A 13,708-nucleotide genomic window follows, 5' to 3' on the forward strand; every position below is an offset into this window, starting at 1 on the left:
ACGGGGCCTCGGCGCGTCCAGGACGGGGCCGCCGCTGATGGCGCATCAGGGCCGGAGGACCCCGATCCGGGGCCCGGGAACCCCGCGGCCGCGCGGCCGCCGCATCGTGTGGACACCCGATCGGGTGCAACGGGCGCCGCGTTCAGCGGACACCGTGCGCGCGTCGCACGCCCCCGGCGAGCCGGATGATCACACTCCGAGGGCCACATTGTGCTCGAACGATGAAAGGACCGAGGTGAAGCCCAGTCAGGATCCGGTGACGACGCTCACCTGGAGACGCCGATTCGGCAGGGCGGTGGGCACCGCCCTGGCCCTGACACTCGTCCCCTTCGGAATGTCCCTCGTCTCACCGACGGCGGCGCAGGCGGCCGGCCTCCCGGGAGGCCTGGGGCCGTGCCTGGGCGCCGACTGCCCGGCGACCTTCCCGCCCGTCAACAACGGGCCCTTCGCGGGCCGTGACGCCGGCGTGAACATCTTCGTCGGCGGTGACTTCCACGTGCGCGAATCGGCCGCGGAGGCCGAGGGGCACGTGGTGACCCTCGGCGACTTCGACGTGAACAAGGCCGCCGGAGTCAGCTCCGTCTACAACATCGGCATCGTCGGCGTCGGCTCGCGCGTCCCCCCGCCGGACGGGGCCGACTTCCTCACCGCCGGGGGCAACGTCACCGTGGCCCCGGGGCAGTCGCTGCTGGCCGAGGGCGGCGTCGTCCGCTACGCGGGCACGGCCACCGGCACCATCACGGGCACGAAGATCCACGACGCCCGGGCCGTGGCCGCCTACACGCCGCTGCGCGGGGAGCTGCAGACCGCGAGCCAGTGCTACGCCGGGGTCAGCGCGCCCCGCCCCGCCACCGGAACCGCCGTCAACCAGGGGTTCCAGACCCAGTTCACCGGTGACGGCACCTCCGCACTCCAGGTCTTCAACGTCGACTTCGACCTCGTCGGGCGCGGTGGCTCCACCCAGGGCATCGCGTTCGCAGGGATCCCCGCGAACGCGACCGTGCTGGTCAACCTGGTGGGCGGCGCCCGCACCATCAACACGTACAGCGGCAGCCTCCAGGACACCGATCCCTGGAACCAGCTGCGCGAGCGCCTGCTGTGGAACTTCCCCACCGCGACGACCGTCACCCTCACGGGATCGGGGCAGTTCCAGGGCAGTGTGCTCGTCGGCAACCCGGCCAGCACCGCTTCGATGAGCCTGCCCGGTCTGAACGGACGGTTCTTCACCACCGGCACGCTGCTGCACAACTCCGGCGGCGGCATGACCGGGACCGAGTTCCACGCCTACCCCTTCGACGGCGACCTCCCGGACTGCAACCCGCCGGCCCCGACCGGCTCGACCAGCGTCACGAAGGTCGACTCCGCCACGGGCCAGACCCTGGCGGGCGCGACCTTCCAGCTGTGGCGCGAGACCAACGGCGTCGCGGGCCTGCAGACTTCGGGGACCACCCCGGACACCAAGGTGGGCGCCCCCTGCACCACCGCGAGGAACGGCCTCTGCTCCGCCGCCGACCTCCCGCTGGGCACCTATTACTGGGAGGAGACCCAGGCGCCTCCGGGCTACGACCTGCCGCAGCCCGCGGTGACGACGGTGGTCCTCGACACGGCCGGGCAGAACGTCCCGATCACCGTCAGGGACACCCTGAGCCCGGTCGAGGAGACCGGGTCCACCAGCGTGACCAAGGTGGACTCGGCGACCTCGCTGCCGCTGGCGGGGGCGACCTTCCAGCTGTGGCGCGAGACCAACGGCGTCGCGGCCCTGCAGACCACCGGGGCGACCCCGGACACCCCCGTGGGTGCTCCGTGCGTGACCCCCGCGTCGGGTGTCTGCTCCGCGACCGGCCTGCCGGTGGGCACCTACTACTGGCAGGAGACCGCGGCGCCTCCCGGGTACGACCTGCCCGAGCTCAACGTGACCACGGTCGTGCTGAACACCAACGGGCAGAACGTCCCGGTCACCGTCGCCGACACCGAGACGGCCGCCCCGACGGCGTCCACCAGCGTGACCAAGGTGGACTCGGCGACGTCGCTGCCGCTGGCGGGGGCGACCTTCCAGCTGTGGCGTGAGACCAACGGCGTCGCGGGCCTGCAGACCACCGGGGCGACCCCGGACACCGCCGTGGGCTCCCCGTGCGTGACCCCCGCGTCGGGTGTCTGCTCGGCGACCGGCCTGCCGCTGGGCACCTACTACTGGCAGGAGGTCTCGACCCCCGACGGGTACGAGCTGCCCGACCTCAACGTGACCACCGTGGAACTGGACGCCAACGGGCAGAACGTGGCGGTCACCGTCGCCGACGCCAAGACCGTCGCTCCGACCGGTGCCACCAGCGTCACCAAGGTCGACTCCGTCACCGGACAGCCGCTCGCCGGAGCCTCCTTCCAACTGTGGCGCGAGAGCAACGGCGTGGCCGGCCTCCAGACCTCCGGGGCGAACCCGGACACGGCCGTGGGTTCGGCGTGCGTGACGCCCGCGTCGGGTGTCTGCGTCGCGGACGGCCTGCCGCTGGGCACGTACTACTGGCAGGAGACGGCGGCGCCTCCCGGCTACGACCTGCCGCAGCCCGCGGTGACGACGGTGGTGCTGGACACCGACGGGCAGAACATCCAGGTCACGGTGAAGGACGTGAAGTCGGTCGTGCCGACCGGGTCCACGTCCGTCACCAAGGTGGATTCGGCGACCTCGCGGCCGCTGGCGGGTGCGGTCTTCCAGCTGTGGCACGAGACCAACGGCGTGCCCGGTCTGCAGACCGGCGGGACGAACACGGACACCGCCGTCGGCGCTCCGTGCGTGACCCCCGCGTCGGGTGTCTGCTCGGCGACGGGCCTGGCGCTGGGTACGTACTACTGGCAGGAGACCTTCGCTCCTCCCGGTTACGAGCTGCCGCAGCCCGCGGTGACGACGGTGGTGCTCGACACGGCCCGGCCGGACGTCCAGGTCACCGTCAAGGACGCGAAGTCGTCCACCCCGCCCGGGTCCACCTCCGTCACGAAGGTGGACGCCGACACCGGGAAGCCGCTGGCGGGTGCGACCTTCCAGCTGTGGCACGAGACCAACGGCGTGCCCGGTCTGCAGACCGGCGGGACGAACACGGACACCCCCGTGGGCGCTCCGTGCGTGACGCCCGCGTCGGGTGTCTGCTCCGCCGCCGACCTGCCGCTGGGCACGTACTACTGGCAGGAGACGCAGGCGCCTCCCGGCTACGAGCTGCCGCAGCCCGCGGTGGCCACGGTCGAGCTGACCGAGGACTGCCCCTGCGTGGAGATCACGGTCAAGGACAGCAAGGAGTGCCCGCCGCCCCCGTGCCCGCCCACCCCCTGCCCACCGGACGACGACTGGCGTGCGGTCGCGCGGTACACCCCCGTACCGGGCTTCCTCTGGGCGAAGAACGCCTGAGGTGACCAACCGGCCGGAGGAGTCGCGAGCGGCTCCTCCGGCCTCGTCGTGCCGGTCCGGTGCCACGGTGCTTCGGCAGGCGGCGCCCGGGGCCCTACGATGTCGCCATGACCGGGAGCCTTCGGATATCAGGTGCACACCATGCGCAGGAGCATCGGGACGACGAGCGGCTGGACGCCGCGGCCGGCATCCTGGCGCTGCTCGCGGACCGCACCCGGCTCGCCCTGCTCCAGCGGCTGAGCGCCGGTGAGGCGGACGTGACCACGCTCACCGAGGCGACCGGAGCCCCGCGGACGTCGGTCAGCCAGCACCTCGGCAAGCTCCGGCTGGCGGGGCTGGTCACGACCCGCAAGGACGGCCGGCGCGTCGTGTACGCGCTGCGCCACGGCCATCTGCGGAGGCTGGTCGACGAGGCGCTGAGCGTCGCCGACCACCAGATCGGCGGGCTCCCGCCGCACGACTGACCCCCGCTCGACCGATTCTCCGGCCCGTGCCCTCCGGGGTGCGGGCCGCTTTCCGGTCAACATGTGCACATGCGTGCACATGTTGACCTATCCTGGTGGTGTCGTCCTGCCGCGCCCAGTCGAGCGGGGTCCCCATGCTGTCCGTGCTGCGCAACCGCACCTATCTGCACCTGTTCGCCGCCCAGACCGTCGCCCTGGTGGGCACCGGCCTCGCCACGGTGGCGCTCGGCCTCCTGGCGTACGACCTCGCCGGAGCGGACGCCGGATCGGTGCTCGGCACCGCGTTGGCGATCAAGATGCTCGCGTACGTCGGCATCGCTCCGGTGGTCTCCGCGCTGGCCCACCGCATCCCGCGGCGGCGGCTGATGGCCGCCTCCGACCTCACCCGGGCCGCGGTGGCCCTCACCCTGCCGTTCGTCACCGAGGTGTGGCAGGTCTACGTCCTGATCTTCGTCCTGCAGTCCGCCTCGGCGGCGTTCACCCCGGCCTTCCAGTCGGTGATCCCCGAGGTGCTGCCCGCGGAGCGCGAGTACACCCGCGCCCTGTCGCTGTCCCGGCTCGCCTACGACACCGAGAGCCTGGTCAGCCCGGTGCTGGCGGCCACCCTGCTCGCCCTGATCAGCTACAACTGGCTGTTCTGGGGCACGGCGGCCGGGTTCCTCGCCTCCGCGGCGCTGGTGCTCTCCGCCGTCCTGCCGAAGCCCGTTCGCCCGGAGCCGGTGCGCCCGGAGCCGGTCCGCCGGGAACGGGCCGGTGTCCTCGCGAGGTCCGGACGCGGCACCCGGCTGTTCCTCGCCGTGCCCCGGCTGCGCGCGATGCTCGCCCTGGACCTCGCGGCGGCCGCCGCCGGGGCGATGGTGATCGTCAACACCGTCGTCTACGTCCGCGGCCAGCTCGGCCGGCCGGCCGCCGACGTCCCGATCGCGCTGGGTGCCTACGGGGCCGGGTCGATGGCCGTGGCGCTGCTGCTGCCCCGGGTGCTGGACCGGGTCCCGGACCGGATCGTCATGCTTCCGGCGGCCTTCGGCATCGTCGGGCTGTTCGCCCTGCTCGCCGCGCTCACGGCCGCCGGGCCGGGCGCCTGGCGCTGGCCCGTCCTGCTCGCCGTCTGGTCCGCCTTCGGCGCGGCCGGCTCCCTGATCCTCACCCCCACCGGCCGCGTCCTGCGCGACTCGGTGGCCACGGAGGACCTCCCCGCCGTCTTCGCCGCCCAGTTCTCGCTCTCCCACGGCTGCTGGCTGCTCACCTACCCCCTGGCCGGCTGGCTCGGCGCCGCGCTGGGCCTCGGCGCGGCCTCCGTCGCCCTCGGCGGTGTCGCCCTCGTCTCCGGTGTGCTGGCCGCCCGGGTCTGGCGCTCGGTGCCCGGGGCGGGGAGCGCGACCGGCCGGGCCGCCGGCTCCGCTCCCGTCGGGCCTGCCGGGCGGAAGGTACGGCCGCGCGGCCTGAGCGGAGTGCCGCGGGGTGCGGGGGCGGGGAGGCGGTTGCCGGGGTAGCGACTGTCCGGCGGGACGGTCACGGCTGCTCCCCGGCCCGCAGTTCGGTGGCGATCTGCCGCCGGCCGGCGACCAGTGCCTCCGCCACCACCCCGAGCCCGACCAGCAGGGCCAGGCCCGCGGCGGGCAGCAGCACCGGCAGCAGCGTGGGGGTGACGACGTCCCCGACCCTGGCGCCGACCAACGTCGAGATGTCGAACGCGCCGCCCAGCAGGGCGACCGCCGCGGCCGCGACCAGGCCGCCGCCGACAGCCGTGGCCAGCGTCCGCGGCAGCGCCTCGGTGACGATCAGTGCCAGGCCCTGGCGGGGCCGCAGGCCCATGGTGCGCAGCCGGGCGAGCAGGGCCGTACGGTCGGCCGCAGCCCGGACCAGCGTCAGCAGCACGGCGAGCAGGGCGTACCCGGCTCCGGCCGCCGCCGCGTACCAGAACAGCCGCTCGGCGGCGTGCTGCAGCGGGTCGTCGCCGAGCGCGGCGGCGGTGTCCCGGCTGCTGTGCACCGTGAATCCGGCGGGCAGGCCGTGGGCGTCCTTGCCGACGGCCGTGGCGCTGTCCGCGATCAGCTTGGCCAGACCGACCGGCCGGGCGCCGCTGTTGTCCCGCAGGGCGGTCCTGACCCCTTCGGGGTCGATGTCGCCGACGGCGAACCACTGGTTCGGCCGCCGGGCGTCCGGCAGCCGCTCCCAGGCGGCGCCGGCCGAGACGACGGCGAACGGCTTGCCCGGGTCCGGCAGCGCGGGGGTGGCGGCGACGATCCCGGCGACGCCGAGGCGCAGGTTGTTGCCGTTGGGCGTGCGCACCTGGGACGGCCCTGCGGCCAGGCGCTCCGCCAGGTCGCGGCTGACCAGCGCGGGCACCGGGGTGTCCCGGCCGCCGGGCGTCCCCGCCAGCTTCGCCGCGTCGAACCCGTCGACCCCGAGGGTCCGGGCGATCTCCGCGTACGCCGCCGGATCGGCCACCATCACCAGGTAGGCCTCGGTGGCGCTCCGGTCGTCGTCGACGATGCGGACCTTGGGCTGGATCTGGACCGCGGTCGAGGCCCGGACGCCCGGCAGGGCGGCGGCGGCCTCGGTGAACGACCCGGTCAGGGTGGCGTAGTCCGGGAGGGAGACGGCGATGTCCCCGCCCGTGGCGATGCGCGCCGCGCGGGTCCGTACGTGGTCGACGGTGTCGAGCACGGTGGCGCCGAAGCCGGTGGTGGTGACGGCGATCAGCAGGGCGAGCAGCGGCAGTGCGGAGGGCTTGCGGCGGCCGGAGCCGTCGCGGGCGGCCCGGGCGAGGCCGAGGAAGCCGATCAGGCCGCGGCCCCGGCCGACCAGGGCGGCCAGTCGGCCGACCGCCACCGGCTCGATCCGGGCCAGCACCAGTCCGCCGGTGACGGCGAGCAGGAGCGGCGCGGCGACCAGCAGCGGGTCCACCCCGGCCCCGGGGTGGCCGACGCCCCGGCGCCGGACCTCCGCCACGGCCGTGGCGGTGACCGCCAGGACGGCGAGCTCGCCGACCAGTCGGCGCCGGCCGCCGACCGGCCGCCGCCGGGACCGCAGCAGGGCCGCGCGAACCGGAAAGGCCAGCAGCGCGACCAGGGTCGCGACCAGCGCCGCCAGCACCGCGCGCTCCCACCGGGCGGTGGGCAGCAGCACCAGGGCGAGGGCCGTGCTGAGCACGGCGGCGGGCAGCACGGTGACCGCGCCCTCGGCGAGCAGCCGTCGCAGCACCCCGGCGCGGGAGCCGCCGCGGGCCCGGAGCAGCCGGATCTCGGCGGCGCGCCGGTCGGTGGTGAGTGCGGCGGTCAGGAACAGCACCACGGTGGCGACGCCCGCGACACCGGCCGGGCCGATCGCGCTGAGCGGCAGCGTGGCCCGGTGGCGCCGGTCCGCCTCGGTGAGGATCTCGGGCAGACCCGAGACGGTGTGCAGGTCGGCGCGCCTGGTCCGGTCGACCAGGGCGGTGGCGTCGCGCCCGGTCAGGAAGGACGTGATGACGCCGCGGGTGCTGTCGATCCGGTCGGCGCGCAGTGAGGCGGGGTCGACGGACAGCCGCCAGAAGTTCTCGGCGTTCGAACCCCAGCGGACCATCGCGGGCAGGCTGCCGCCGTCGACGAACCCGCTGGTCGACCAGTGCTCGTGGTCGGCCCGGGTGTTCAGGCAGGCGCGGGCCGGGCAGCCGAGCTCGTCCCAGAACGGGTCCTGGGGGTCGTCGACCTGGTAGAGGCCGACCACCACGGTGGTCCGCTCGGCACCCGAGTTCTCGGCGCCGTTGTCGATGACGTCACCGAGCTTGATGTGGATGGTCTCCGCGGCCTGCTTGCTGACCACGATCGGCAGCGGGCCGCCGACGGTGCCGGGGGTCGGCCAGGTGCCCTCGGTGAGGGTGGCCCGGGAGGCCAGGTCGTGCAGGTAGAGCAGGCCGAGGGCCGGGTAGGGCTCCTTGTCGGAGATGTGGGCGTACCCCGGATTGGCCATGGAGTGCTCGCTCAGGGCGCGGGCGCCGTAGGCCTGGTTCCGCTGGGCCAGCGTCAGCTGCCCGCCGACCTGCTCGACGAGCTGCTGCTGCACCCGGTCGAGTGCGGCGGCGGTGTCGTCGTCCCGCGTCTTGGAGGTGGTCTGCAGGCTGGTCGGGTGGAGGCCCTTCTGCCGGACGAAATCCTGGAGCGCCGTGTCCGCGCCCCGGTCCGCGACGCGGGGGAAGGCCGCCGCCAGGAAGACGGTGACGAACGCGAGGGCCGCCATGAGCAGCGCGGCCGGCGGGTTCGCCCGCAGTCTGGTGCGGACCCAGGGTGCGGGGCGGTGGGCGTGGGCGGAGCCGGGGGCGGGCGCGGGGGTGGGCGCGGTGGTGCCGGCCTGGGTGGTCACATCTCCCCTTCGTCCTTCGGCCGCTTCCCACGGGCATGCCGGCGCGGTGATCACCGGCCTTCGGTCGCCGGATAGCGGACGATGCTGTCAGATTCGGTCGGCGAGCGGAAGGGATTCGCGCCGATCGAGTAAGTAATGGAATCTTTCCTGGAATTGGCGGCATCGGCGCCAGGGGAGAAGCCCTTGAAAGGGCGTGCACATTTCACAACTCCGGCTTCGGTTCACTCCTTTGACCTGGGAACTTCCCATTCGGGAACATTCCCGCCCCGGAGGCTGAACCCGAGCCGCCTCCGTATCCGTTGTGCCGGCGTTCCGTTCTGCTGAGGCCGGCTCAGGAGCTGGTCCAGGAAGGCCGAGGCGTTGCTGCCGGGGGTGAGCGGCTTGAAGGTGACGCCGTCCTTCGTCCAGGAGACCGTGCAGTCGGCGCTGCCGGTGGCCATGTTCAGGGTGAGGGCGGCGACGGCGACGGCTAGCGTCTTCGGGGACGTGCGCGGAGGCTCCCTGGCGCTCGGGTGGTTCCCCCGGGCCTCCCGGGACCGGCGGGGCCCGGCAATCCCGGTGCGCCGAGCAGGGTCATCACCCGTGGTGACGGGCCCTCGCTGTGCTGCTGTGCGGTGGGCAGGTCAGCCGAGTTCGTTCTTGTGGACGACGCCGCCCCTGACGATGAGGCGCAGGTTGCGTTCGGGGTCGGCGAGGACGGACAGGTCGGTGGTCGGGTCGCCGTCGACGACCAGGAGGTCGGCCCAGGCCCCCGGTGCGATGACTCCGAGCGGCGCCGCCCGGTAGGGGTCGCGGCGACCGGACATGCGGAACAGTTCGGCGTTGCCGGAGGTGGCCAGCTTCAGGGCCTCGACGGGGCTGAGGTGGTCGCCGAGCCGGACGAGCATCTCGTTCTGCCGGTGGGCCTTCCCGGGACCGAACACCAGGTCGGTGCCGAAGGCGAGCCGCACGCCGTGCCGCTGTGCCCAGCCGAAGGTACGGGCGACGCCCTCGCACACCTCGCGGTTCTTGCGGTCGCTGTCCGGGGAGGCGTAGTGGTGGTCGTCGACCTCGAACGGCTGGGTGCTCAGCCACACGTTCTTCTGCGCGAGGTGGCGGACGGTGTCCTCGTCGACGAGGTGTCCGTGCTCGATGCAGCGCACCCCGGCGTCCACCGCGCGGCGCACGCCCTCGGAGGTGTAGACGTGCGCGGCCACGTAGGTGCCCCAGTCGGCGGCCGCGGCCACCGCCGCCTCGAGTTCCGCGGTGGTGAACTGCAGGACGTCCAGCGGGTCGAACTCGGAGACGACACCTCCGCCGGCCATCAGCTTGATCTGCGCCGCGCCCTTCCTCAGCTGCTCGCGCACCGCGGCGAGCACCCGCTCCGGCCCATCGGCCACCCGCGTGACCCCGAGCTGTTCGGTGCGGGCCTGCGGACCGCCCAGGGCGGTCGGGGTGTCGTAGGCGGTCCCGAAGTCACCGTGGCCGGAGGTCTGGGACACGGCCGCCTGGCTCGGGTAGATCCGCGGGCCGGGGAACAGCCCGCGGTCGAGGACCCGCCGCAGCGGCTCGGTGTCGCCGGCCATGTCCCGGACGGTGGTGAAGCCGCGCATCAGCATCTCGCGGGCCGAGGCTAGCGCCTGGTAGTAGACGGCGCCGGTCGATCCGAGCTGCAGCTCCGCCATGGTGCCGCCGATCGCGAACAGGTGGACGTGCGCGTCGGTGAGCCCCGGGATGAGCGTGCGGCCGCCGCCGTCGAGCACCGTCGCCCCCTGGGCGCTTCGCGGGGACGGGGCGCCCGGCAGCACCTCGGCGATCCTGTCCCGCTCGATCCGGACGTGCCCCGGCACCGCCTCCGGGCCGATCCCGTCGAAGACGCGCACGTTCGTCACCAGCAGCCCGGCAGCGGAGCCGTCGACACCCATGCCGCCATCCTCGCCCGGCCGGGGGACCGCCACCAGACGGCACACCCGGGCGGAGGCGGTCAGGCAACCGGCTCAGCCCGCGGGCGCCCAGCACTCCGGGCTGACGACGGCGCGAGAACCGTCGGGGCCGAGTCCTGGCCGGGGCGGGCGGCCTCGGCGGGCACCTGCGGCAGGGGCAGCGGACATGCGGGCTGCCTCTCTCGGCGGACAGGGACGGGACGCGGAGCCGTCCAGGCCCGGGGTGGGCAGGCGACGGCTCGCTGGCGCCGCAGAGTTTAGAGGTTTCGTCAGGATCCGCCGAATCCGCCCCCGGCGACCGGGGCTGCCCGACCCGGTCGCGGGGCGTCCAACTCGGCCTCGATCGCGCCGCGGAGCAGCCGGCGCGCCTGCTCGATCGGCAGCGAACCGCTCAACCAGCGCACGCTGAGGCCTTCCACCAGTGCGGTCAGGCGTTCGGCGGTGGCCGTGTGGAAGGGGGCGGTGCCGTCCGGGGCGGCCTGGGAGAGCAGGCCGGCGATGTCGTGGACCCAGCCGTGGGTGCTGCGGGCGAGGTCCCGGCGCAGCTCCGGTTCGAACACGGCGGTAGCCCGCAGCTCGCCCCAGGCGGTGCTGTTCTCGCGGACCTCGGTGGTGTCCTGGAGCTCCAGCAGCAGGACCTGTTCGAGGTCCGCGCGCGGGTCCTTGTGCTGGTTGTGGCCCTGGTCGGGGGCGGGGCGGTCCTCGGTGGTGTAGTGGTCGGCGCGGTCGCCGATGTACTCCAGTGTCTGCCGCAGGATCCCCGCCCGGTCGGTGAAGTGGTAGTAGATCAGTGCGGTGGACACGCCGGCCTCGGAGGCCAGCTCGCCCATCCTCAGTCCGCGCACCCCGCGTCGGGCGATGACACGGGTGGCGGCCTGGAGTATCGCTGTCCGGCGGTCTGACATGGACGCCAACTGTACCCGCCCCGGATGCGGTCTTGACGAAATCCTGACTATTTCGTCAGTCGCTTTGGTTTGGTTCGGCCTACAGGGTTGACTGAATTTTCAGTGAGGTGCAGGATGCGGGCAACCCCCACACCTCTCCCACCACTTCCAGGGAGCGTTTCATGATCATCCCCACGTCTTCCGAGGCCACCCCCATGCCCTCGCGCAGAAAGCTGCTCCAGTTCGGAGCCGCGGCCCTGCCGGTGTTGTCCCTCGGCGCGGTGCTGCCCACCGCCGCTCACGCGGCGGGCACCGACTACGCCCCGGGCGACTTCGCTCCGAGCACGGACTACGCGTCGAGCGCCGGTCTCCAGGCGGCCACAGCCACTCCGCCGCTGCGGATGCCGGCCGAGACCGACCGGCACGACCGCACCTTCATGGCCTGGCCCGCCCTGTCCGCGATCTGGGGCCGACAGCTCTCCGGGGTCCGCGACGACATCGCCCGGGTCGCCTACGCGATCTCCAAGTACGAGCCGGTCGTCGTGCTGGCCCGCCCGAGCCAGGCCGCTGACGCCCGGTACTGGCTGGGCCGGGGCAGCACCCACGGCATCACCGTGCTGGAGATCGCCAACGACGACCTGTGGATCCGGGACTTCGGCCCGACCTTCCTCACCGCCCCGGGCGCGGTCGCCGGGCTCGACACCAACTTCAACGGCTGGGGCAAGAGCGGTACGTCCTACTACCAGCCCTACGCCGAGGACGCCGCCGTCGCGGCCACCCTGCTCCACGGCTACGGCGTCAACCGGATCACCGCCCCGTTCACCGGCGAGGGCGGCTCGCTGGAGACGGACGGCCAGGGCACCCTGTTGGCCACCGTCAGCTCGCTGGTCAACGCCAACCGCAACCCCGGCATGTCCCAGGACCAGGTCGAGCAGGCCCTCAAGGACGGCCTCGGCGTGAGCAAGGTGATCTGGCTCCCGGGCCTGGCCGGCCAGGACATCACCGACGGCCACATCGACTGCCTGGCCCGCTTCACCGCGCCCGGCCGGGTCATCCTCGACCAGCCCGGCCCGGGCACCGCGCAGATCTGGATCGACGTCTACCCGGAGTCCAAGCGGATCCTGGCGAACGCCACCGACGCGCAGGGCCGCCCACTGGCCATCACGGAACTGCCTGGCCCGGACCGGCAGTTGATCCGCGGCAGGGGCAAGGACTTCCTGTCCAGCTACACCAACTACTACACCGCCAACGGCGCCGTGTTCGTCCCGCGGTTCGGCGACGCGGTGGCCGACGGAGCCGCCTACGCGATTCTCTAGGCCGCCTACCCGGACCGCGACGTCGTCCAGCTGAACATCGACAACATCGCCAGCGGCGGTGGCGGCATCCACTGCGCGACCCAGTCCCAGCCCAGCGTCCCGCCGGCCGTCTGAGTCACCACCCGAGACTCCCGGCGGCCCGCAGGCCAACCCCACGGAGCGGGCCGCCGGGTCCACCGTTCCACCCGCACACCCGATCCCGAAGAGGTATCCCGTGACCGTCCCGTACCGCATGCCCGCCGAGTGGACCGAGCACGAGGGCTGCCTGATGGCCTGGCCCGTCCGTGAGGACCTGTGGGGCGCCACGCTCGCTGAGGTGAAGCGCGAGTACGCCGAAGTCACCCGCGCCATCGCCGAGTTCGAGCCGGTGACGATGGTCGCCCCGCCCGGCCACGGCGAGGAGGCGCGCGCCCTGTGCGGCGCGGGCGCCGCCGGCGTCACCGTCGTCGAGCTGCCGCTGGACGACTCCTGGTTCCGCGACTCCGCGCCGATCTTCGTGCTCGACGCCGAGGGCCGCCGGGCCGGCGTGGACTTCCGCTTCAACGCCTGGGGCGGCAAGCACCACCCCTGGGACGCCGACGACCGGATCAGTGGCCTGCTGCTGGAGCACCTCGACGTCCCGGCCGTCCGCTCCGAGATGATCCTCGAGGGCGGCGCGATCACCGTCGACGGCGAGGGCACCCTGATCACCACCGAGCAGTGCCTGCTGCACCCCAACCGCAACCCCGGCATGAGCCGCGAGGAGATCGAGGCCGAGCTCAAGCAGCGCCTCGGCGTCACCAAGGTGATCTGGCTGCCCTACGGCGGGCTGCTGGACACCGAGACCGACGGCCACGTGGACGGTGTCTGCGCCTTCGCCGCGCCCGGCAAGGTCGTCGTCCAGCTCCCGGCCGACCCGGAGCACCCCGACTACGCCCGGATGCGGGCCAACCGCGCCGTGCTGGAGCACTCCACCGACGCCCAGGGCCGCCCGTTCGAGATCGTCGACGTGCCGCAGGCCGCCTTCGTCGAGGTGGACGGCCGCGAGGTCGAGGTCGGCTACCTCAACTACTACCTGGCCAACGGCGCGGTCGTCGTCCCGGTGGCCGACCACCCCGCCGACGAGGGCGCCCTCGCCGTGCTGGCCGGGGCGTACCCGGGCCGCAAGGTCGTCGGCGTCCGCTCCCGGGTGATCGCCTGGGGCGGCGGCGGCATCCACTGCATCACCCAGCAGGTCCCGGCCGCCCGCGCCTGACGTCCCCCTGCGCGGCCCGCCGGAAGCAGGGCCGTACGCTCACCCAACCCTCACCAGCGGCCGGACCCGACCATGGTCCGGCCGCCAGCGGTCCGGACCGGACGCCCGCGAGACCGCGCGGCCCCACGTCCTCTCCCCGCTCCGACCGAA

7 protein-coding genes and 1 pseudogene are annotated in these 13,708 nt (G+C 73.7%); 5 read left to right on the plus strand and 3 right to left on the minus strand.

Going from position 1 to position 13,708, the window contains the following annotated elements; translation table 11 throughout:
• Positions 1-235: 235 nt before the first annotated feature.
• From ACWDBB_RS20165 to ACWDBB_RS20175, 3 genes are all read left to right on the plus strand, one after another.
• Positions 236-3,394 (plus strand): SpaA isopeptide-forming pilin-related protein, encoded by a 3,159-nt coding sequence (locus ACWDBB_RS20165; protein ID WP_449790903.1) that lies wholly within the window; start codon positions 236-238, stop codon positions 3,392-3,394.
• A 107-nt stretch (positions 3,395-3,501) separates the two neighbouring features.
• Positions 3,502-3,858 (plus strand): ArsR/SmtB family transcription factor, encoded by a 357-nt coding sequence (locus tag ACWDBB_RS20170; protein ID WP_449790904.1) that lies wholly within the window; start codon positions 3,502-3,504, stop codon positions 3,856-3,858.
• A gap of 134 nt (positions 3,859-3,992) precedes the next feature.
• Positions 3,993-5,351, plus strand: a complete 1,359-nt coding sequence (locus tag ACWDBB_RS20175; RefSeq protein WP_449790905.1) for an MFS transporter — start codon at positions 3,993-3,995, stop codon at positions 5,349-5,351.
• 19 nt (positions 5,352-5,370) lie between these two features.
• Here ACWDBB_RS20175 and ACWDBB_RS20180 read toward each other — a convergent pair whose 3' ends face one another.
• The 3 genes from ACWDBB_RS20180 to ACWDBB_RS20190 all read right to left on the minus strand — a co-directional run bounded on the left by ACWDBB_RS20180 (position 5,371) and on the right by ACWDBB_RS20190 (position 11,029).
• Positions 5,371-8,202 (minus strand): hypothetical protein, encoded by a 2,832-nt coding sequence (locus ACWDBB_RS20180; RefSeq protein ID WP_449790906.1) that lies wholly within the window; start codon positions 8,200-8,202, stop codon positions 5,371-5,373.
• 623 nt (positions 8,203-8,825) lie between these two features.
• On the minus strand, positions 8,826-10,106 hold the full coding sequence (locus tag ACWDBB_RS20185; RefSeq protein ID WP_449790907.1) for an amidohydrolase family protein: 1,281 nt from the start codon (positions 10,104-10,106) through the stop codon (positions 8,826-8,828).
• Positions 10,107-10,393: 287 nt separating this feature from the next.
• Complete coding sequence (locus ACWDBB_RS20190) at positions 10,394-11,029, minus strand: TetR/AcrR family transcriptional regulator (RefSeq protein ID WP_449790908.1); 636 nt, start codon at positions 11,027-11,029, stop codon at positions 10,394-10,396.
• A gap of 416 nt (positions 11,030-11,445) precedes the next feature.
• On the opposite strand from ACWDBB_RS20190, the pseudogene ACWDBB_RS20195 reads away from it, so the two are divergent.
• Together ACWDBB_RS20195 and ACWDBB_RS20200 are read left to right on the plus strand one after the other, a co-directional pair.
• Positions 11,446-12,438 (plus strand): annotated as a pseudogene (locus ACWDBB_RS20195) (agmatine deiminase family protein).
• Between the two features lie 100 nt (positions 12,439-12,538).
• Positions 12,539-13,558 (plus strand): agmatine deiminase family protein, encoded by a 1,020-nt coding sequence (locus tag ACWDBB_RS20200; protein ID WP_449790909.1) that lies wholly within the window; start codon positions 12,539-12,541, stop codon positions 13,556-13,558.
• Positions 13,559-13,708 lie beyond the last annotated feature (150 nt).

The sequence above is a fragment of the Kitasatospora sp. NPDC001095 genome, assembly GCF_053598615.1.

Coding starts and splice junctions, on each gene's coding strand:
- ACWDBB_RS20185 (WP_449790907.1), bottom strand. CDS start 10,106: ATGGGTGTCGACGGCTCCGCTGCCGGGCTGCTGGTGACGAACGTGCGC.
- ACWDBB_RS20175 (WP_449790905.1), top strand. CDS start 3,993: ATGCTGTCCGTGCTGCGCAACCGCACCTATCTGCACCTGTTCGCCGCC.
- ACWDBB_RS20190 (WP_449790908.1), bottom strand. CDS start 11,029: ATGTCAGACCGCCGGACAGCGATACTCCAGGCCGCCACCCGTGTCATC.
- ACWDBB_RS20170 (WP_449790904.1), top strand. CDS start 3,502: ATGACCGGGAGCCTTCGGATATCAGGTGCACACCATGCGCAGGAGCAT.